Raw genomic sequence first — 19,880 nt, forward strand, 5'->3', positions numbered from 1 at the left:
TTTTGTTTTTAATTTATTTTGGCGGATTGTAAAATCGCATCCAACTCGAACATATTGTCTCTTTTTGACATGGAAGGATAAAACAGAAACCCTTCCAGGATTACATACCTGTTGTTTTCTTCATCCCTTACCGCGTAATTAACAAAAGGACCGGCCATAAAAGCATTTTTTACATCCCAGGTTCCGCGGGTTTCGTAGGCAAAGTGCCCGTCAATTTCTGTCTCAAACAGGTATGGCGCATAAGCCTCTTCTGTTTGCATATAGCTGCCTTCCACAGGGCCGGGAATATATTTTTCTCCTATGGAATCACGCATTTTAATAATATTGCCAATCACATTGGTATCTTTTTCTATGGCCGAAAGCGGAACTTCATACACAAGAATTTCCATCAGGCCTTTAGGGATTTCTTTTCTTATCCAGATAAAATCGTCCTCATCCATAGCATAACGATAAGCCGAAGGAAATTTAAGCGAAACATCCAATTTCTCTTCCAGTTTTTCGTCGTTTTTCAGCGATTTGCCAATTCTTCTCTGTTTTTCCCTAAGTTCAGTTATCTTCAGGATTTTTATAATACTATCTGAATGCTCCCTAACTACTTCCTTTATTTCTTCATTATCCTCCCCACGCACCACAACACCGGTTTGCGGTTTGGCATATTCCTCCCTAATTACCTGGAAATCCTTTTGCTTTCCTTTTTCAACCAGAAGAAATAAGCGGTTTTTACGAACAAATCCTGAAAACGTCTGCGGAGGAATCTGGCTTAAGGAAAATAAAGGCTCCTCCTGCGGAAGGCCGTCTACAGGAGCAGCAAGCTCGTCCCTTACCACTTCTCCAACTTCACCTTCCCAAAGGCTGTTCTCCATTACTACGGTGACCTGATTAATATTCCCGGAAGAATCTGCTAATACCCGTACATTTTCTTCAGAATCATTTTTGCAGGAAATAAAAAAGATGAGGCTAAAAAGAAGAATTAAATTACTTTTCATTTTTTTGGTTTTGGTTTAGAAGCTATCCCTTGGAAACCTTTAGTTTCATCCCAGGGCGAAGGTTGTTACCACTCACTTCATTCCAAACCCTCAAATTCTGTACCGTAACTCCCGGAAACTTTTTTGAAATGCTCCAAAGGGAATCTCCATTCTTAACTGTATAGGTTTTAGGATTGTTACCTCCAGAGCTTTTCTCCCTCTCATTATTGACCACTGCGGGCTTTCTGGGATAAACCGTAAGATACTGCCCAATGCGTAAATTGTTGCTTCTTAAATTATTCCACCTTTTAATTTCACTCACGCCCACGCCATATCTTTCGGCAATTCTACCCAAATAATCCCCGCTACGAACCCTGTACCTTACCTTATCTTCTGCTTCAACATAGCGCGGGAGTTCCTCTTTTTTTTCTGCCAGTTCCTTTTCCACGTATTGATAAATAGCGGCTTCATTAGCCACAAACACACCAGTGGCAGGCCTTGGAAGCCTTAGCGTATAATTTTCTCCCTTTACAAACGGAATAATGTCTAGTTTATAGCTGGGGTTCAGGAACTGCAGCATTTCTTTATCTGTGCCCGTTATTTTGGAAATATGGTCAAAATCGAGCATTTTCTTAACCCTTATCGTATCTGTTTCAAAATAGGCAACATCAGGGCGATTGGGTTGAAAATTGTGCTCATCGGCATATTCAAAAATGTAAAGCGTGGCAAGAAAAGCCGGCACATACCCCGCAGTCTCCCTTGGCAAATATCTTCTTAGATCCCAGTAATCCACAGATCCGCCGCTTCTTCTAATTGCTTTGGAAACATTTCCGGGACCGGAATTATAAGAGGCCAGGACAAGGTCCCAGTCACCAAATGTCTTATAAAGTGCGGCAAGATATTTTGCCGCCGCTTCTGTAGACTTTACAGGATCCATACGCTCGTCTACATAGGAACTTACATTAAGATCATGCATTTTTCCGGTAGCGAACATAAACTGCCATAAGCCGGTTGCGCCTACACGGGAGCGGGCTCTTGGGTTTAAGGCCGATTCTACTATCGCCAGGTATTTTATTTCCAGTGGAATGTCGTACTTATCCAGTTCCTGTTCAAAAAGCGGAAAATAATAATCGCTTAAAGCCATTAATCGCTCCATGGCTTTTTTATTCCGCTTAAGATAAGATTTGATTACACTTTCCAGGATTGGATTGTATTCAATATTGAAAGGGGTGCGGGAATTAAGGTCTTTAAGCCTCGCCTTAAGAGTATCTGTAGGTAAATCTTTATACACCACTTCTGAATAATCCTGCTCCAGGATTCCCTGATGAATGGTTTCAAAAAGATCGGAATTCAGCAATTCTGATTTCCATACAGAATCTATAGCTTTGGCCCGCGGCAAATCTTCTAAAGCTACAACTGAAGAATCCCGAACTACGGCCGAGATCGGGATTCTGTTTTTATATTCGGGGTCAGGTTCAGCAAGTTCTATTTCAGTATCGCTAGATTTTTGAAATATCTGCACCCTGAAATTGGCCTTCTCTACCTGTTTTTTGGATTTCTTCTCCTGCGAATATCCGGAGAATGCCAAAAGAGAAAAAACCACTAAAATTCCCCTTCTTATCATAATTTTGTATTCAATGTTGACCTTAATCAACGCAAAATTCATTCCTTTATTTTCCTATTGCTTCAATCCCGGGAAGAGATTTTCCTTCCAGCATCTCCAGCATGGCACCACCTCCGGTAGAAACGTAGCTCACCTTATCTTCAAGGCCAAACTTTTTAACAGCAGCAACAGAATCACCACCGCCTACAAGGGAAAACGCGCCTTTAGCTGTTGCATCTGCAATAGCTTCCCCAAGTTGAATGGTACCTTTTGCAAAAGTATCCATTTCAAAAACACCAAGAGGGCCGTTCCACAGGATAATTTTTGATTCTGAAATCACTTTTGAGAAGTTGCGCAAGGTCTCTGGCCCAACGTCTAATCCCATCCATCCGGCAGGAATACTGTCTACTTTTTCTATTTGCGTGCTGGCCTGTTCAGAAAAACTATCCGCAATAACCGAATCTACCGGTAAGTGCACCTGAACACCTTTTTGTTTTGCCTTTTCAAGAATTTCCAAAGCTAATTTCTGCTTATCATCTTCAACAAGGGAAGCCCCAATGTTGCCACCCTGCGCTTTAATGAAGGTGTACGTCATTCCGCCACCAATTATCAAATTATCGATCTTATCCAGAATATTTTCGATAACGGTAATTTTTGAAGACACTTTAGCCCCTCCAAGTACTGCGGTTACAGGTTTCTCTTTACTATGAAGCACCTTATCCAGGCTTTTTATTTCTTTAGCAAGAAGATAACCAAAACATTTTTCTTTGAAATATTTAGCAACGATTGTTGTAGATGCATGTGCACGGTGCGCTGTTCCAAATGCATCATTTACATAAATATCCCCAAGTTGAGAAAGCTTTTTAGCAAAATCCTTATCTCCCTCCTGCTCTTCTTCATGATAACGCAGGTTTTCCAATAAGAGAATTTCACCAGGTTTTAGATCATCAGCGGCTTTTTGAACTTCAGGCCCCACACAATCTTCAACAAATTTTGGCTCCACACCAACTATTTCAGTAACCTTGTCAACAATATTGCGAAGGGAAAATTTTTCCTCTTTCCCTTTAGGCCTTCCCAGGTGAGACATTAAAACGACACTCCCGCCATCATCAAGAATTTTCTGAATAGTGGGTTTTGCAGCTTCAATCCTGGTGGCATCGGTAACTTCAAGATCTTCATTAAGAGGAACATTAAAATCTACCCTGATTAATGCCTGCTTATCTTTAAAATTGTAATCGTCTAATGTTTTCATCAAAAATATTTTTTTCGGCCTTAAACTATAGAAAAGGCTTTAAAAGGCCTGTTAGTTAATGGTCCCTAAGGGACTGGTTCATTACAAATATAATTTTTTCCTAAGATATAAAAGTGCATATAAATTATATATTTGCTTATGCTTTTTTCAGATATCATAGGATTACCGCACCTTAAAAACCACCTTACCACCACTGCCGACAGGAACAGGATTCCGCATGCCCAACTTTTTGTAGGAAAAAGCGGCAGCGGCACTTTACCCATGGCTATTGCATACGCCCAATATATTCTTTGTAAAAATGCAAATGCTGAAAATGATAGTGGCAATACTTCCTGCAATCTTAAATTCAGAAATCTTTCTCATCCCGATTTACATTTTGCCTTTCCTGTGGCAACCAATGATAAAATTAAAAGCCACCCGGTCTCTTCTAATTTTCTTACAGAATGGAGAAAATTTGTTTCAACAAATCCCTACGGAGATCTAATGGACTGGTACCAGGAAATAGGTATTGAAAAGAAACAGGGCCAGATAGGTGTAGATGAAGCCCAGGATATTGTAAAATCCCTTTCTTTAAAATCTTATGAAGGCGGGTTTAAAGTGATGTTGATATGGATGGCGGAAAAGATAAATACTACGGCGGCAAACAAGCTGCTGAAGCTTATTGAAGAACCGCCAAATAAGACTCTTTTTATTTTAATAACTGAAGACGAGGAACAAATTATCCAGACTATTCGTTCCAGGTGCCAAACCTTACATTTTCCGCCTCTTGCAGAAACTGACATTGCTGAAGCATTGGTAAAAGATGAAAACTGCGACAGGAACGAAGCCATGCAACTCGCTCACCAGGCTAATGGCAGTTACACCCAAGCGCTGCATCTTTTACAAAAAAGTTCTGGCGATGAGCAGTTTGAACAATGGTTCATACAATGGGTAAGAACGGCCTTTAAAGCGAAAGGAAATAAAGCCACTGTTTTAGAATTGATTGCATGGAGTGAGGAAGTTGCCGGAATGGGAAGGGAAGTGCAAAAAAGTTTCCTTCAGTATTGCATAGATTTTTTCCGCCAGGCTTTAATGATGAATTACAGGGCTAATAAACTGGTTTATCTTTCTCCCGGTACGCCAGGATTTAAACTGGAAAAATTTGCTCCCTTTATACATGGCGGCAATATTGTTCAAATTACCAATGCGCTTGAAGAAGCTATCTATCATATTGAAAGGAACGGGAATGCTAAAATAATTTTTACCGACCTTTCTATTAGATTAACCAGGTTTTTACACAAAAAAGCAGCCTAAGCATGGAAAATTTTCTCGTTTATCCTACTGAAATCCTGATTCTGATATTTATTCTGATAACATTCCTCCAGTCCGGATTGGATAAAGCCACAGACTGGAATGGGAACAATGCCTGGTTAAATGAACATTTTTCCAAAACCTTTCTTGCAGGGCTGGTTCCTGTAATGCTTGGAATTATTCTTATTCTGGAAGTAATTACAGGACTTTTAGCTATAGGAGGTATTATTGGCCTGCTTGTAAATGACAATAAAATATTTGCGCTCTATACCTGCATTCTGGCAGCCATAGTATTGCTTATGTTACTTTTTGGACAAAGAATAGCTAAAGATTATGCCGGTGCATTTACACTTACAGGCTATTTTATTGTAGTTATTTTTGGCGTATATCTCCTGTCATAATTCGCCATGTATAATTCCTTAATGGGTCTTGTAAATAACTATCTGGTAATAAAGATTAGCGAAACAAGGAAGATAAAGAATAATGCAACCATTAAATTATCATACTTCCTATCCTTTTCATTACGTTTTAATTTTGGTTTCTTTCTTTCTAACAGGTGGTTCTTATAAGTACTCATCTCCAGTAAGTCTTTAAATTAGTAATTAAATTATTCTAATTTTTCACCAGCAATTTTTATCAAATTAATAAATTTAATTGTTTAACACAAATTTAGGAACAAAAAGGGCCGCCAATTTTGGCAGCCCTTTAAATAGATACAAATTATAATTTATTCTCCGCTATACTCAGCGTTTAATTTCTCAAGAATTTCTTCTGTAAGATCTTTGCCATCTTTGGCGTACATAATGTTTGCAGATTCATTAGAACCGAAGATATAGGTGTAATTATTTTCTTCACCATAGTCCTTCACGTAATTCTTAACTTTGGTAACTATAGAATCAATAACAGCATCACTCTGCTCACGTAACTGCCCTCCCTGCATTTGCTGTTGTTGCTGAAGCATTTGCTGCTTTCTCATAAGCTCCTGCTCTTTTTCCTGGCGCTGGCTCTGGCTTAAAGAATTCATTTCAGACTGATAAGCCTGTACTTCCTGCTGAAACGCCCTTGCTGCAGAATCTAATTGCGCTCTTACAGAATCTGATTTAGAAGTAAAATCTGCCTGAACTTCCTCCATTTCCTTATACTCCTTAATCAATTTAGTAGTATCAACATACGCTGTTTTTTCTTCGTTACAGGAAGTAAACAATACCCCAAGAACTAAAACCGCTAATAATCTTTTCATGATATTAAAATTAAATTTTGAGCAAATGTAATAAAGTTAAATTAGAAAAGGTCTTTTGGTTATTAATTATGAAAAGCCTTTCGTATAGCAATATTTTATAGATAAAATTTTTCCAATAAGCCATTTCTATAAAAAACCAGTTCAAATAAGCCAATCTGCGGGCTTTTTTCGGAAGATTCATACAAGAACCTGTCTTTATTAAAGAGGAGCTGCTATTAGAGCTAAAACTGGCTTGTTTACCTTTTTTGAAAGAAATAGGTAATAGAGGAATATTCCGTAGAAGATTTTGCCTTTAGATTAGATTTTAAGCCATTTATAATAGCTTTGAAATAATTTGAAGATCCTGTACTGTTTTTTTCAGATAGCAGGCTTACATAAAACGAATCGAAGACTAAAGGCTTTTTCGTTATTAATTTAAAACCCTGTTTCGAAAAAAGGGACTGTATTCCATTTTGAGAAAAATGAAATAAATGCCTTGGTACATCATAAGCCGCCCAATGTTCTTTGTAATGCTCCGCATCAAAACTTTTAAAATTTGGAACCGCAACCACAAGCAAGCCATCTTTTTCCAATAAGCCTGCCAGTTTATCTAATTCTGCTTTAGGATCCTTAACATGTTCCAAAACATGCCAAAGGCAGATAACATCAAATTTTTTAATATTTAGCTCCTCGTATTTTTTTGCAAGCGAAATGTTCTTTCTCATAGCCATTCCCCGTGCAGAGTCACTTGGTTCCACCCCATGGATTTCAAAATGATTTTTACGGGCACAATTCAAAAAATCACCTGTTCCTGCTCCTACATCCAAAAGCTTTCCGGAGGTTTTGTAGTGTCTTATCCAGGAAATTTTTTTACCCAACATATATTCTTTAACCTTCTGATAGATTTTTTCAGTTATCGTTTCTTTGGAATCTGTATGGGAAATATATTGGTCACTGGAATAATAAAAATCAAGAGCCGGAGGAACGGGTTTGGTTTCCAAAATTTCAAATTCAGGATGCCAAAAAAGATCAAATTCTTCTCCGGAAACAAGATAATCTTTACAGGAAATAAAATGTTTTTGATCAGCCATTAAAAAAATTATGATCTGGACTTTCTTCTGAAAATGCTTCAAATTCCTTTTCCATTTCCAGAAGATACTGATATACCTTTTCTTTAAAAATAGAATTGTTACTCAAGTGATCTTCACCCAAAGCGTCGGTTACCCATATAGAAACAAAAAATTTAATTGGGCCCTCATGCGTTTCCGCCTCCTGGTCTGCATCAAAAACCTCATGGAGATAAATGCTCTTTTCCCGATCGTGGGACAGATTTACACTAATCCAAAATGTATAATCTATGTCTGGAAAAAGTTTAACTTCTGAAAGCACAAGATCGTCTTTAGCCGGTAAGCCTAAATAATTCCTGAGCCATTGTCTTGTTTTTTCCTTCCTTAATTTACTTTGAAATTTAAACTCGCTCTGGCCATTTTCAGATTCAGGAAGCACTAATTTTGAATGCTCCATATCCTCCACTCTATGAGTAACAATACAGCTCCACTGAAGTAGAATCACAAGAATTAATAAAAGTCTTTTTATCATTTAAAAGCTTTTGTTCCACGTGGAACAACATAAACCTATCTTCCCATATAAACCAAAAGCACCGAAATATCATTTGGGCTTACCCCGCTAATCCGGGAGGCCTGGGATACAGTTGTAGGCTGAATTTTATTAAGTTTTTCACGCGCTTCAAAGGACATGGATTTAATACCGGAATAGTCAAAATTCTTAGGAATTCTGACTTCTTCAAGCCGGTTTAGCTTATCAGCATTATTCTTTTCCTTTTCAATATAACCGGAATATTTTACCTGAATTTCCGTTTGCTCCAGCATTTCTTCATCAAGACCATTTTCCTGAATATAATCATCTACTCCAGGAAATTGTCGAATGTCATTCATAGTAATATTAGGCCGTGAAAATATTTTAAAAATTTTATCGCTTTGCTTCACCAATGCCGAATTGTTATCTTCCAAAACCGGGTTAGAATACTCCGGGACCACACTTGTGTTTTTCAGAAAATCCACGAAATTAAGAGATTTTTCCCTCTTCTCTTCCATTTTACGCATTCGGCTTTCTGAAGCCAATCCAAGTTTAAAAGATTTTTCAGTCAACCTAAAATCGGCATTATCCTGTCGCAACAAGGTCCGGTACTCTGCCCGTGAAGTGAACATGCGGTATGGCTCTTCAGTTCCTTTAGTTATAAGATCATCAATCAAAACTCCTATATAAGCTTCGTTCCTTTTCAGAATAAACTCTTCCTTCTCCTTAACTTTAAGCGCGGCATTAATACCAGCCATTAACCCCTGACAGGCCGCCTCTTCATATCCGGTTGTACCATTAATCTGCCCCGCAAAATAAAGACCTTCCACGAGTTTTGTTTCGAGGGTATGCTTTAGCTGCGTTGGCGGGAAGTAATCATACTCTATAGCGTATCCGGGGCGGAAAAATTTCACATTTTCAAATCCGGCCACAGATCGCAAGGCTTTAAACTGCACATCTTCGGGCAGGGAAGTTGAAAAACCATTCACATAAACCTCTACAGTATTCCATCCTTCTGGCTCCACAAAAAGCTGATGCCTGTCCTTATCAGCAAATCTATTAATTTTATCTTCTATAGAGGGGCAGTACCTTGGCCCGATACTCTTAATCCTTCCATTAAACATCGGAGATCTGTCAAAGCCTTCCTTTAAAATCTCGTGCACCTCATTAGAAGTATATGTCATGTAGCAGGATCTTTGCTTTTTCAACGGACGTGTTTCATCCGAATAAGAAAATTTTCCAGGGATTTCGTCCCCGGGTTGTTCTGTCATTTTAGAATAGTCCAAAGATCTTCCATCCACCCGAGGAGGCGTTCCTGTTTTCATTCTACCGGCTTCAAAACCGGTATCTATAAGATCTTTTGTAATTCCGGTAGCGGCTCGTTCTCCTGCCCTACCCCCGCCAAAATTTTTATCGCCAATATGGATAAGCCCGTTAAGAAAAGTGCCATTAGTGCAAACAACACTTTCCGCTTTTATTTTCAAGCCAAGGGAGGTTTTAACTCCGGTAATCCTGCCGCCTTCAATAATTAATCCGGCCACCATCTCCTGATAGAAATCCAGATTAGGAGTCTGCTCCAATCTTAATCTCCAATCTTCAGAAAAACGCATCCTGTCGCTTTGCACCCTGGGACTCCACATTGCAGGTCCTTTAGATTTGTTAAGCATTTTAAACTGAATAGCACTGGTATCACTAACCAGCCCGCTATATCCTCCCATAGCATCAATCTCCCTAAGAATTTGCCCTTTTGCAATACCTCCCATAGCAGGATTACAACTCATTTGAGCAATATTTTGCAAATTCATGGTTACCAAAAGTGTTTTGCAGCCCATATTGGCAGCTGCAGCTGCAGCTTCGCTACCGGCATGCCCGGCTCCAACTACTATAACATCATACACCTTTTCAAACATCCAAAAAATCTTTTTTTTGTTATTGTTCCACGTGGAACAATTTTATTTTCTCGTTTTCCTTCTGTCGCATTAAAGCGCTTTGGCTTTCAGTTTTATCCTTATATCCACAAAAGTGCAAAATCCCATGGGCCATCACCCTCTTCAGCTCTTCTTCAAAAGTTACATTGTATTCCCTGGCATTCTCTTCCACGCGTTCTGTACTTATAAAAATATCACCCTGAAGCATGTTTCCCATGGAGTCATCGAAACTTATAATATCGGTATAAGTATCATGCTTTAAATATTCAAGATTTATTTTGTGCAGGTATTCGTCATCACAGAAGATATAACTAACCTCACCCAGCTTTTTTTCTTCGGAAAAAATTATTTCCCTGATCCACGCTTCATAGGAATCCTCTCCTTTAAGTGTGAAATCATTTTCAGCATAAAAATTAATCTTCTGCTCCATTAAAATATTCCTTTACTTTTGCTTTATAAATTTGGCGCAAAGGTAATGTTTGTCTATTTAAAATTTCGGTAGCATTAAAATATTCTTTAGCACGCAAAATATCATCAATTCTATCCTTTTGAAACGCTGCTTCATTTGTTTCTGAAGACCTTTTATTATCATCCCCCTGCTGAAGTTTAGCATCCTGAAATTTCATTAATTCATGCCGCAGGTTAATCATTTTTTCAACATTTTTGGGATCAAATTTTTTGTCCAGTAACTGCTCCTCCAACTCTTCCATTTTTTCCTTTATGGCTTCTCCATTTTTCCCTGCACCTTCCTGTTCCAGGAGGCTTTCCAGCTGTTGTCGCAATTTCTGCTGCTCCTTATAGATTTCATACAGCTCCCCGTTGAGCCCTTCTTCAGATCCCTTTTCTTTTCCTTCCCCTCTACCCTCACTCTTTCGCATTCCTTGCTGCATTTGCTCTCCCAGCTCGCCCTGCTTTTTAATAATATCCATAAGCTGCATTTCTTCCCCAGAAGAACCCTTCCCCATGTGTGGATTAGCCATTTGCTGCATAGCTTCCAAAATCCTGTTTAAAAGATAGGCCAGATTATTGGATCGCGTCACCACATACTGCTGGCTGGCGATACCTTGCGGTATTTCACTTTCAGATAATCTTTCCAGAGCCTTATCAATATCAAATTCTATATTGGTAAGATTTTGGGTAATTTCTTCATTTATCATCTCGTTCTTTAAAGCTAAAGTATAGAGACTGTCATCTATATGCTCAAAATGTTCCTTTAATAAGTTCTGCTTTTTTAATTTAGCTGCATAAACAGGATTTCCCTCTTCTATTTCCCTGAATTCCTTTAAAAGGTCCTCCTGTTCATAGGAGAAATTCATTAAATTATCCAGAATTTGTCTCAGGGTTTCAATATCTGCGTCTAATTGTTCCCCTTCCTGCTGCGCACTTTGTGCCTGCATACGCCGACTCATTTCTTCCATTTTTTCTGAAGCATCCTTCTGTTTCTCTCCTGCTTTCTTCTTATTGTTATTCTCAAGGTTCTCTTCAGCATCCTTCAGGTCTTTTTTTATAGCCTCTTCATCCACCTCTTCTCTTCCCAAATCTTTAGGCGCCTTTAAACCCTGATTATCTTTTTCTAGTTCGTTCATTTTTTCACGAAACCTCTCAAATTCCGCAGTTAGTTCTTTTTGCTTTTCCAGGTCATTATTTTCCTGCTCCATTAACTCCTCCTGGTCCCGGGAAAGTTTTTCTAAATCCCGCGCAAGCTTTTGTTTTTTTTCCTCCACATAATAACGCTTTGTAAGTTCCAGCATTTGCTCAAGGCTTCGTTTGTTTATCTTATTGTTTTTGGACATTTGCTCCAGCTTTTCCCCAAGCTCTTCCCTGCTAATTTTTTCAGCAAGTTTTTGCAATTCTTCAAGCATAGCCTCACTCTCTTTCAGGCGCTCCTCGTTCGATTCAATCCTTCTCTGTAACTCTTCAGAAGAACTTTCCTCCTCACTTTCAATATCTTCAAAACTGTTTTTTAATTTCTCAGAATAATTCTGCATCAGCTGATTTTGCCTTTTCTGACGCTCTATAAAATCCCGGAGCTTTTTACGCTGATTGTAATCGAGCGTTTTATTTTCCTTCTGAATTCTTTCAATCTCCTCCAATTCCTGCTCATCCTCTTCCATCTCCTCGAGGCTATTGTTTATACCGTTAATGGATTCATTCTGCCTTTCAAGATTTTCATCTTCAATTTCCTCTAAAGATTTCTTTCTGTAAGAAAATACTTCAGATTTTGACGATTTAGACCCATTAATTCTATCATTATCAAAAACCTGAAAGAAATATTTATAATTTGTATCCCTTTCAAGTTCAATATTTCCGGGAAAAATGAAAAGAAATTGGTCAACAGCTCCAGTAAAATTTTCTACCTCAACTTCTTTAAGATTGTCTTCATTACCTTCAGCATAATATACCATTTCCACCCTACTAACTCCGTAATCATCACTTATACGCCCTTTAATGTACCTGGTGGTTTCATCCAGACTATCTATTCTTTGCTCCACCTCTATTATGGGATATTCATCTTTTTTAACCTGAAGCCTGTATGATAGTTGTTCATAATTGGAAACCTCACTATTGGATGTGGAAACCTGATAATCCATGCTGGAATATACAGGCATATCATAAAGGAAATCAGTACCGGAAGGATTTAATTTTACAACGGTATCCTCACTCTTAAAATTGATGCTTTCTGTTTGCCTTGCTGAAAATTTCCAGCTAACAATCGTGCCTTCAGGTATCTGCGCATTGCCTGTGCCTGTAAGTATTTCATCCTTTTTGCTGGTATATTCCGGGTAATCCAAAGACATTTCAAAATTCACCAATTTGGGTACTTTAGCAACCTTTAAATGATAAGATCCGGAGTTAACCTCATTACTACTTAAATGAAAAGCCACATCCCGTTTAAGCTTACGGAATTGGTATTGAAATTTGCCAGGCTCAATATTCCTCATTAAATAAGTGTTTCCATCAAAAGAAACAGAGACTTCGGCAGGAGTAACCTGCCCAATAGTTGAAACCGATAATGTGAAATCTTCATTCTCATTAAGCTCAAGGGAATCATTCAGGATATTAAAAGAAAAAGGAGCCGGTGGCTCATAAGCCCGGTTATAATGGCTTACACGCTCATAACTATCAGAAAAAAATGAGGAATTTCCGGTAAAAAGTAAAGCGGCAATAATTACAACAGGAAAAGCGGCGAATTTTAAATACTTAACATTTCCGCGGAAATTAACCGCAGCAGAAAATGGAACAGGCTGCAACTCTTTGGCCTTTTGATCGATGCTCGCCAAAAGCAAATCAGACTGATTTTTATTTTCTTTTAGCTGAAGTACATTCAACAGCTTATCATTTACTTCAGGGAATTGCCTACCTATTAACTTAGAAGCCTCCACCCCGTCCAATCCCTTGGAGAGCTTAAACAGTTTTACCAGTGGAATTGCGATGAGCCTTACAAGAAGCATTACTTCCACGGCAACAAACATCCAAAATAAAAGTGTTCTTCCGCTAGTGCTTAGCCAAAAGAAATATTCAATCGCCAGCGTAAGCAGAAAATATAAAAGCCCAACTGCCAGGAACAAAATGATCCCGCGTAACAACTGGTTTATATAATATTTTTGGATAAACCTTTCCAGTTTATCCTGTATCTTTCTAAAGCTATTCATCTCCTCCCTCATATTGGCCTTAAAAATACAATAATTTTAGATCAATATCTTCTGCGTGAATAATGTAAGAGGCAGCATTAAATGCTGATACAATAGATTTAGGATTGCTTCAATAAGGTTGTATCTTTGCCTTAAAACTCAAAATTTATGTCAGCTAAAGTGCGCGTACGTTTTGCCCCCAGCCCAACAGGGCCTTTACATATTGGTGGCGTAAGAACGGCTTTGTTCAACTATCTTTTTGCAAAAAAACATGATGGCGATTTTATCCTTAGAATTGAGGACACAGATCAGAATCGTTATGTAGATGGTGCTGAGGCTTATATTGTGGAATCTTTGAACTGGTGCGGAATTCCTTTTGATGAAGGTCCCGGGAAAGAAGGAAATTTTGGCCCATACCGCCAAAGCGAAAGAAAAGAAATCTATAAAGAATATGCTGAAAAACTGATTTCTTCAGGGCAGGCCTATTATGCATTTGACAGTGCTGAAGATTTGGACCGTCACCGGAAAGATCATGAAGCAAAAGGAAAAACTTTTATCTACAACTGGCATAACAGGGAAAAATTAAGTAATTCCCTTTCACTTTCAGAAGAAGAAGTAAAAAATAAAATAGACGCTGGCGAGCCTTACGTGGTTCGGTTTAAATCTCCCGAAAAGGAAATTCTTCATATTAAAGATGAGATTCGTGGAGAGATGGAAATCGATACCAGCATTCTGGATGATAAGGTATTGTACAAAAGTGACGGAATGCCCACCTATCATCTGGCCAATATCGTAGATGACCACTTAATGCAGATAACCCACGTTATTAGAGGGGAAGAATGGCTGCCCTCCCTTGCCCTGCACGTAATGTTATACAGAGCTTTTGATTGGAAGGCTCCGGAATTTGCGCATTTACCACTAATTTTAAAACCACAGGGAAAAGGAAAATTAAGCAAACGCGATGGAGATAAAATGGGATTTCCTGTTTTTCCGCTGGAATGGAAAGATCCAAAAACAGGAGAAATTTCCAGTGGTTACCGCGAAGAGGGATATTTTCCCGAAGCCGTTACCAACATGCTTGCATTTTTAGGATGGAATCCCGGAACGGAGCAGGAATTCTTTAGGTTAGAAGAACTAATTGAAGCATTTGAGCTTTCCCGTGTGCATAAAGGCGGAGCTAAATTTGATCCTGAAAAAACAAAATGGTTTCAACAACATTATTTCCAGAAAGCCGATAATGCTATCCTTACTTCAGAATTTGAAAAATTACTTCAAGACAAAGGCTTCACTCCGCAAAAAGAATATGTAAGCGAGATTGTGGGCCTTGTAAAGGAGCGTGCTGTTTTTGTAGAAGATTTGTGGGAGCAGGCTTATTTCTTTTTCATGTCCCCTACCTCATACGATCCAAAAAATGCCAAAAAAGCATGGAAGAATGATACTTCAGCTTTAATGGATGAATTAAAAACAGAGCTTGGGAAAGTGGAAAACTGGACTGCTGATAATCTTCAAACCGAGGTTAAAACGTGGATAGGAAAAAAAGAGGTCGGTTTTGGAAAAGTGATGCAACCTCTCCGACTTGCCCTGGTGGGTGCGCTGCAGGGACCAGATTTGTATAAAATAGCTGAACTTATTGGAAAAGAAGAAACGTTGTCAAGAGTTGAAAAAGCTATAGAAACCTTATAAGGAATTATGGCCTGAAGTCACGGAGGCTTCAGGCCATAATTTATTTCTACTTAATCCGGTGGGATTTTAATTTTAAGCACTTCTGCCGCCTTATCTTTTCTAAAAAGAAATAACATACCTCTTTTCTGAAATATCCCTGCAGCAGTTTTTATTTCAAGCTGATTTTTATAAGATAAAATTATGCATTGATATGTTATAATAAAAAAAGCCTTTGAAGATTCAAAGGCCAGTAATTTAATGATAAACTGAGATAATTTATTTGGAAGAGACGAGCTTTTTAAGACCAAATATTTTTGAAGCTGCCTTCATAACCAAAGCGCGTTGCACCACACTTCCAAAGAGGCTACTTACTAAAGATGCAGGTGACATATTAGCTTTAACCTGGTCTATACTTAGCTTTACTTCTTCCTTATCTATTTCCGTTTGCAATTTCAGTATTTTTAAATCGCGATCAATTTCCTGAAAGTCCGTATATCTCTTTTTCATATCTGTTTTTAATTAAAGAAAGCCTCCGAAGCCTTGGTCAGAATTAATTTTCCTAATTTCTTCCTAAACAGCAATATGAGAATCAAGATTAAAACATAAAAACCTGCCACTATCCAGTAACCCGCGCTGGGACTATCCAGTGCAGCACTAATGGCGACAGCAGCCGCAAAGGAAATAAACAGCAACGCAAAAACCCCGAAGAAAAATAGGAGTAAAGCGTTCACCAATCCAATGGCACCTTTGATACCCTGCTTGAAGAATTTTAATTTAAAATATTCAGCATTGCTTTTAGAAAGCGTCTGGATATTTTCATTTAATTCCCTAATGCTGTTGCTCAGTTTCTCAAATGCCATATATTCTATTATACTACCGCCTTATTAGCCTTGGCTTTTACTTCTTCAGTTTTGCTGTCTTTTTGCAATTTCGCGTTTTGCTTTCTTAGCTCTTCCAGCTTTGCTTCCATTGCTGATAAAATATCATCGGCCTTATAGCTGGCTGAAGAAAGTGTTTCCTCAAGACGGGTTTCAAAATCATGACGGGCCTTTTTTGCCTTTTCAGATAAATTTGAAGAGGTTTCCTTATATTTCTTATTGAAGTTTTTCTGGGCTTTATCTGATTCTTCCCTAATTTTTTTTCGGGTTTCTTCTCCACTTTCAGGCGCATATAACATACCAATGCCTGCTCCAATTGCAGCACCGGTTATTAATGCAAGTAAAGTACTTCCTGTATTTGCCATAATAGTTTAAAGTTTAAGATTACACTTCCAACAAAGATAACCGAAGAGTGCTTCTATGGCTGTTAATAACCGGTTAATATGTTAAAATCCTATGCTAAAATATTCTTAAAAAGGAAGTTAGCAAAATTGCTCTAATTTTTTCCCTTTTTTGCCCAGGAATCCCGCAGCGTTACGGTGCGGTTGAATACCTTTTTTTCTTCTTTTGAATCTTTGTCTACACAAAAATAGCCTATCCTCTGGAACTGGAAATGTTCATTAATGCCTGCCTCCTTCAGGCTTGGTTCCAGAAAGCCCGTAATAAGTTTTAAAGAATCCGGGTTAATAACATCTACAAAGTCCCTCTCCTTATCAGCATCAGGCACTTCTTCAGTAAAAAGCCGGTCATAAAGCCTCACTTCAGCTTCAAAAGCATGTTTAACCGAAACCCAGTGCAGCGTGCCCTTCACCTTCCGCAGTGATTCGGGTGAGCCGCTGCCGCTTTTGCTTTTTGGATCGTATGTACAATGAATTTCCACAATATTACCTTCTTCATCTTTAACAACATCTTCTCCTTTGATGATATAGGCATTCTTAAGCCTTACTTCCTTGCCCAGGGTAAGGCGGAAGAATTTGCGATTAGCGCTTTCTTTAAAATCTTCCCTCTCAATATAAATTTCACGCGAAAAAGGGACCTGCCTGTAACCGGCACTTTCATCTTCCGGATTATTTTCGGCTTCCAGCCATTCCTCTTTTCCTTCCTCATAATTAGTGATAACCACTTTTACCGGGTCCAGAACGCCCATAACCCGCGGTGCGGTTTTATTAAGATCTTCCCGCACGCAAAATTCCAGGTGGGCAACATCAATAATATTCTCGCGCTTCCCTACCCCAATAGATTCCGCAAAATTCTTAATGGAAGCCGGTGTATAGCCCCTCCTGCGGAGTCCCGAAATGGTAGGCATCCTGGGATCGTCCCAGGAGGTCACGATTCCTCTTTCTACCAGTTGCAGCAATTTTCTCTTGCTTACCACGGTATGGCTTAAATTTCTCCTGGCAAATTCCCTTTGTTTAGGTTTAAAGTCGCCGGGTTTACTAACTTTTTCAACAAACCAGTTGTACAGCTCCCTGTGCGGAAGGAATTCCAGTGTACAGAAAGAATGAGAAATCCCTTCAATAAAATCGCTTTCCCCGTGCGCCCAGTCGTACATTGGGTAAATTTTCCACTCGTCCCCGGTCCGGTGATGATTTTTATGCAGGCAACGGTACATTACCGGGTCCCGCATAAGCATATTGGGAGAAGCCATATCAATTTTGGCCCTAAGTACGTGTGCACCTTCAGCGGTTTCCCCGTTCTTCATATTTTCAAAAAGCTCCAGGTTTTCTTCTGCGGAACGGTTTCTGTACGGGCTTTCCTTACCGGGCTCGGTAGGTGTTCCCTTCTGCTCTGCTATTTGTTCTGAAGCCTGGCTGTCTACATAAGCATTGCCATTTTTAATCATATCCACCGCCCAATCGTACAATTGTTGGAAATAATCTGAAGCATAGCATTCATTTGCCCATTTAAAGCCCAGCCATTCCACATCCCGCTTAATGGCATCTACATAAGCACTTTCCTCTTTTATAGGGTTGGTGTCATCAAAACGCAAATTTACAGGGGCATTATACTTCTCCCCTAACCCAAAATTCAGGCATATGGAAGAGGCATGGCCAATATGCAGGTACCCGTTTGGCTCGGGAGGAAACCTGAATTTCAATTTCTCTTTGCTGTAATCAGATTTCAGGTCTTCTTCTATAATTTGCTCAATAAAATTGAGTGATCTCTTTACTTCAGACATAACAGTGATTAAATAAAGCGCAAAGTTATCAAAAATAAGGTCTCTGTAAATATTCCCTGCTTATAAGAATCGTTAATTTTAAGCACATGACTTTGATTCTCTTGGCTGCAGAAGCTATCTTTGCCAAAAACATTACTTTGGGAACAATAAAGCTTAAGAACATAAGGGTTTTTGCTTATCACGGCTGCCTGGACGAAGAAGGAAAAATTGGCAGCGATTACCGGGTAGATCTAAGCGTAAAGGGAGATTTATCTCACTCGTCTAAAACCGATGCCCTCGCAGACACTATAGATTACGTGCACCTAAATAAAATTGTTAAGGAAGAAATGGCCATTCGTTCCAAACTACTTGAAAACGTGGCTGAACGGATTATTAACAGGACACTTGAGGAAATCCTGCTGGTACAGAAAGTAAAGGTGGAAGTTTCGAAGATAAATCCTCCCATAGGGGGCAATGTAGCCATGGTAACCGTTAGCAGGAGCAAATCCCGTTAGATTTTTGATTGCAGAAAATAAAATTTTATTACATTTGCCAACCGTAACGGCATCGTGGCCGAGTGGCTAGGCAGAGCTCTGCAAAAGCTTGTACAGCGGTTCGAATCCGCTCGATGCCTCAAAGAAGCTTCCTTAAAAAGGGAGCTTTTTTTGTACCTGCCAATCTGAAAATCTACAAGAATTAAAAATCTTTTTTATTTCCTCTCGTTTTCTTTGCGGGTAAGTACAAAATATATCACATAAAACCAGCTGAAAAAAGCATGGATAACTGCCAGCAGTACGGATTTGTTCCTTTCCCAGGAGGTCACCCCGGCAATTACGCTTCCCAGGCCAATGCCATTGTTGATAACTGTCTGTTTGGTACTTTCATCTACATTTACCTGACTGTAACATTCATAAGCCACCAAAGGAATAAAAGGAACAGAATAAAAGGTTTTTGCATAATATAATTTATTACTCCAGATAGTTTTCTATCCGGCCCACGCTGTCATTGGGTGTAATAGTTTCTATCTGATCTTTGATTTCACTCGCCTGATTAGGAAAGGCTCCCTGAAAAATAAGTATGCAACCAAAAAAAATAAGAAGGATACTTATGCCTTTTTTCATCCTGTAAATACGATTGGGAGTCAGTTTTCGGTTAAGCTTTTTTGCAAGTAGGATTTTGGCAACATCCACAATAAGATAAGTAACAATAACCGAAGCAAAGAAAATCAGGATCCTGTTTGTCTGCATTCCCATTTTTGGGGTAAAAACGATTACCAGTCCAAGCCAGAAACCCAGGACCCCAACATTTATAAAATTCAGCAGAAATCCTTTTGCAGAAAGGCCAAAGTAATCACTTTTGCTTAATTTTCTTATTTCAGGAGTTTCCTCTTCTTCCCTTTTAAATACTTTTTTGGTCTGGATAAAGCTCATAAGGCCGTAAGTAGTGAGAATCGCACCACCAAAGATAAAAAGCGCGGGATCATCTTTAATGGAATCCAGGAGTTTGTTGGTACTGAAATAAGCGATCAACAAGAATATAATATCTGCCAGAATAACCCCAATATCCAGGGCAAAAGCTGCCCTAAAACCTTTTATGGCAGCGGTTTCCAGCAATACAAAAAAGACAGGTCCAAACAAAAAGGCAAGAAAAAAGCCCAGAGGTACACCCGCTAAAATATCCTGTAACATAGATCAAGT

General features: G+C 38.9%; 19 protein-coding genes and 1 tRNA gene. 5 read left to right on the forward strand and 15 right to left on the reverse strand.

The window, feature by feature from the left end; all coding sequences use genetic code 11:
• Positions 1–8: 8 nt before the first annotated feature.
• The 3 genes from RM553_RS07530 to RM553_RS07540 are packed head-to-tail and all read right to left on the reverse strand — an operon-like array spanning position 9 to position 3,820.
• The gene (locus RM553_RS07530; protein WP_311534314.1) at positions 9–986 is read right to left on the reverse strand and encodes a DUF4837 family protein; all 978 of its coding nucleotides are present in this window, start codon (positions 984–986) and stop codon (positions 9–11) included.
• Positions 987–1,008: 22 nt separating this feature from the next.
• Positions 1,009–2,589 (reverse strand): LysM peptidoglycan-binding domain-containing protein, encoded by a 1,581-nt coding sequence (locus RM553_RS07535; protein WP_311534315.1) that lies wholly within the window; start codon positions 2,587–2,589, stop codon positions 1,009–1,011.
• A gap of 46 nt (positions 2,590–2,635) precedes the next feature.
• Positions 2,636–3,820, reverse strand: a complete 1,185-nt coding sequence (locus RM553_RS07540; protein WP_311534316.1) for a phosphoglycerate kinase — start codon at positions 3,818–3,820, stop codon at positions 2,636–2,638.
• Positions 3,821–3,958: 138 nt separating this feature from the next.
• Between RM553_RS07540 and RM553_RS07545 the strand changes: the two genes are divergently transcribed.
• Together RM553_RS07545 and RM553_RS07550 are read left to right on the forward strand one after the other, a co-directional pair.
• A complete protein-coding gene (locus RM553_RS07545) occupies positions 3,959–5,113 on the forward strand; it encodes a DNA polymerase III subunit (protein WP_311534317.1) in 1,155 nt (384 codons plus the stop codon).
• A 2-nt stretch (positions 5,114–5,115) separates the two neighbouring features.
• Positions 5,116–5,511, forward strand: a complete 396-nt coding sequence (locus tag RM553_RS07550) for a DoxX family protein (protein WP_311534318.1) — start codon at positions 5,116–5,118, stop codon at positions 5,509–5,511.
• A gap of 326 nt (positions 5,512–5,837) precedes the next feature.
• On the opposite strand, the gene RM553_RS07555 is transcribed toward RM553_RS07550, so the two are convergent.
• The 6 genes from RM553_RS07555 to RM553_RS07580 form a co-directional block, all read right to left on the reverse strand.
• Positions 5,838–6,350: an OmpH/Skp family outer membrane protein gene (locus RM553_RS07555; RefSeq protein ID WP_311534319.1), complete on the reverse strand. Its 513-nt coding sequence runs from the start codon at positions 6,348–6,350 to the stop codon at positions 5,838–5,840.
• Between the two features lie 236 nt (positions 6,351–6,586).
• Entirely contained in the window at positions 6,587–7,420 is an 834-nt protein-coding gene (locus tag RM553_RS07560; protein WP_311534320.1) for a class I SAM-dependent methyltransferase, read from the reverse strand.
• Entirely contained in the window at positions 7,413–7,928 is a 516-nt protein-coding gene (locus RM553_RS07565) for a hypothetical protein (RefSeq protein WP_311534321.1), read from the reverse strand. The genes RM553_RS07560 and RM553_RS07565 overlap by 8 nt, the downstream gene beginning before the upstream one ends.
• Positions 7,929–7,963: 35 nt before the next feature.
• The gene (gene mnmG / locus RM553_RS07570) at positions 7,964–9,835 is read right to left on the reverse strand and encodes a tRNA uridine-5-carboxymethylaminomethyl(34) synthesis enzyme MnmG (protein ID WP_311534322.1); all 1,872 of its coding nucleotides are present in this window, start codon (positions 9,833–9,835) and stop codon (positions 7,964–7,966) included.
• Between the two features lie 19 nt (positions 9,836–9,854).
• The gene (gene ybeY, locus RM553_RS07575) at positions 9,855–10,283 is read right to left on the reverse strand and encodes an rRNA maturation RNase YbeY (RefSeq protein ID WP_311534323.1); all 429 of its coding nucleotides are present in this window, start codon (positions 10,281–10,283) and stop codon (positions 9,855–9,857) included.
• Positions 10,267–13,506: a DUF4175 family protein gene (locus RM553_RS07580; protein ID WP_311534324.1), complete on the reverse strand. Its 3,240-nt coding sequence runs from the start codon at positions 13,504–13,506 to the stop codon at positions 10,267–10,269. Before RM553_RS07580 ends, ybeY begins: the two co-directional genes overlap by 17 nt.
• 147 nt (positions 13,507–13,653) lie before the next feature.
• Here RM553_RS07580 and gltX point away from each other — a divergent pair, with 147 nt between their 5' ends.
• Positions 13,654–15,168 carry a glutamate--tRNA ligase gene (gene gltX, locus RM553_RS07585; protein ID WP_311534325.1) on the forward strand — a complete coding sequence of 505 codons (1,515 nt, stop codon included), beginning with the start codon at positions 13,654–13,656 and terminating at the stop codon, positions 15,166–15,168.
• Positions 15,169–15,423: 255 nt separating this feature from the next.
• Here the strand turns inward: gltX and RM553_RS07590 are convergent, their stop codons facing one another.
• The 4 genes from RM553_RS07590 to RM553_RS07605 all read right to left on the reverse strand — a co-directional run bounded on the left by RM553_RS07590 (position 15,424) and on the right by RM553_RS07605 (position 18,204).
• Entirely contained in the window at positions 15,424–15,654 is a 231-nt protein-coding gene (locus tag RM553_RS07590; RefSeq protein WP_311534326.1) for a DUF6327 family protein, read from the reverse strand.
• An 8-nt stretch (positions 15,655–15,662) separates the two neighbouring features.
• Positions 15,663–16,007, reverse strand: coding sequence for a phage holin family protein (locus RM553_RS07595; RefSeq protein ID WP_311534327.1), 345 nt, complete (start codon positions 16,005–16,007; stop codon positions 15,663–15,665).
• A gap of 8 nt (positions 16,008–16,015) precedes the next feature.
• Positions 16,016–16,390: a YtxH domain-containing protein gene (locus tag RM553_RS07600; protein WP_311534328.1), complete on the reverse strand. Its 375-nt coding sequence runs from the start codon at positions 16,388–16,390 to the stop codon at positions 16,016–16,018.
• Between the two features lie 131 nt (positions 16,391–16,521).
• Positions 16,522–18,204: a glutamine--tRNA ligase/YqeY domain fusion protein gene (locus RM553_RS07605; protein WP_311534329.1), complete on the reverse strand. Its 1,683-nt coding sequence runs from the start codon at positions 18,202–18,204 to the stop codon at positions 16,522–16,524.
• Positions 18,205–18,341: 137 nt separating this feature from the next.
• Here RM553_RS07605 and folB point away from each other — a divergent pair, with 137 nt between their 5' ends.
• The gene (gene folB / locus RM553_RS07610; protein ID WP_311534424.1) at positions 18,342–18,698 is read left to right on the forward strand and encodes a dihydroneopterin aldolase; all 357 of its coding nucleotides are present in this window, start codon (positions 18,342–18,344) and stop codon (positions 18,696–18,698) included.
• Between the two features lie 48 nt (positions 18,699–18,746).
• Positions 18,747–18,817: transfer RNA gene (locus RM553_RS07615), tRNA-Cys, on the forward strand.
• 75 nt (positions 18,818–18,892) lie between these two features.
• Here RM553_RS07615 and RM553_RS07620 read toward each other — a convergent pair.
• Both RM553_RS07620 and RM553_RS07625 read right to left on the reverse strand, forming a co-directional pair.
• The gene (locus RM553_RS07620; protein ID WP_311534330.1) at positions 18,893–19,102 is read right to left on the reverse strand and encodes a hypothetical protein; all 210 of its coding nucleotides are present in this window, start codon (positions 19,100–19,102) and stop codon (positions 18,893–18,895) included.
• Positions 19,103–19,151: 49 nt separating this feature from the next.
• Positions 19,152–19,871 carry a LysE family translocator gene (locus RM553_RS07625; protein WP_311534331.1) on the reverse strand — a complete coding sequence of 240 codons (720 nt, stop codon included), beginning with the start codon at positions 19,869–19,871 and terminating at the stop codon, positions 19,152–19,154.
• Between the last annotated feature and the right edge of the window lie 9 nt (positions 19,872–19,880).

It is taken from the genome of Autumnicola tepida, from assembly GCF_031846485.1.
Lineage (GTDB): Bacteria > Bacteroidota > Bacteroidia > Flavobacteriales > Flavobacteriaceae > Autumnicola > Autumnicola tepida.

Excerpts from the sequence above, each read along its gene's own strand:
- mnmG (WP_311534322.1), bottom strand. The coding sequence starts at position 9,835 with ATGTTTGAAAAGGTGTATGATGTTATAGTAGTTGGAGCCGGGCATGCC.
- ybeY (WP_311534323.1), bottom strand. The coding sequence starts at position 10,283 with ATGGAGCAGAAGATTAATTTTTATGCTGAAAATGATTTCACACTTAAA.
- RM553_RS07530 (WP_311534314.1), bottom strand. The coding sequence starts at position 986 with ATGAAAAGTAATTTAATTCTTCTTTTTAGCCTCATCTTTTTTATTTCC.
- RM553_RS07535 (WP_311534315.1), bottom strand. The coding sequence starts at position 2,589 with ATGATAAGAAGGGGAATTTTAGTGGTTTTTTCTCTTTTGGCATTCTCC.
- RM553_RS07550 (WP_311534318.1), top strand. The coding sequence starts at position 5,116 with ATGGAAAATTTTCTCGTTTATCCTACTGAAATCCTGATTCTGATATTT.
- RM553_RS07625 (WP_311534331.1), bottom strand. The coding sequence starts at position 19,871 with ATGTTACAGGATATTTTAGCGGGTGTACCTCTGGGCTTTTTTCTTGCC.
- RM553_RS07560 (WP_311534320.1), bottom strand. The coding sequence starts at position 7,420 with ATGGCTGATCAAAAACATTTTATTTCCTGTAAAGATTATCTTGTTTCC.
- RM553_RS07605 (WP_311534329.1), bottom strand. The coding sequence starts at position 18,204 with ATGTCTGAAGTAAAGAGATCACTCAATTTTATTGAGCAAATTATAGAA.
- RM553_RS07555 (WP_311534319.1), bottom strand. The coding sequence starts at position 6,350 with ATGAAAAGATTATTAGCGGTTTTAGTTCTTGGGGTATTGTTTACTTCC.
- gltX (WP_311534325.1), top strand. The coding sequence starts at position 13,654 with ATGTCAGCTAAAGTGCGCGTACGTTTTGCCCCCAGCCCAACAGGGCCT.
- RM553_RS07565 (WP_311534321.1), bottom strand. The coding sequence starts at position 7,928 with ATGATAAAAAGACTTTTATTAATTCTTGTGATTCTACTTCAGTGGAGC.
- RM553_RS07590 (WP_311534326.1), bottom strand. The coding sequence starts at position 15,654 with ATGAAAAAGAGATATACGGACTTTCAGGAAATTGATCGCGATTTAAAA.
- RM553_RS07545 (WP_311534317.1), top strand. The coding sequence starts at position 3,959 with ATGCTTTTTTCAGATATCATAGGATTACCGCACCTTAAAAACCACCTT.
- RM553_RS07595 (WP_311534327.1), bottom strand. The coding sequence starts at position 16,007 with ATGGCATTTGAGAAACTGAGCAACAGCATTAGGGAATTAAATGAAAAT.
- RM553_RS07600 (WP_311534328.1), bottom strand. The coding sequence starts at position 16,390 with ATGGCAAATACAGGAAGTACTTTACTTGCATTAATAACCGGTGCTGCA.
- RM553_RS07540 (WP_311534316.1), bottom strand. The coding sequence starts at position 3,820 with ATGAAAACATTAGACGATTACAATTTTAAAGATAAGCAGGCATTAATC.
- RM553_RS07580 (WP_311534324.1), bottom strand. The coding sequence starts at position 13,506 with ATGAATAGCTTTAGAAAGATACAGGATAAACTGGAAAGGTTTATCCAA.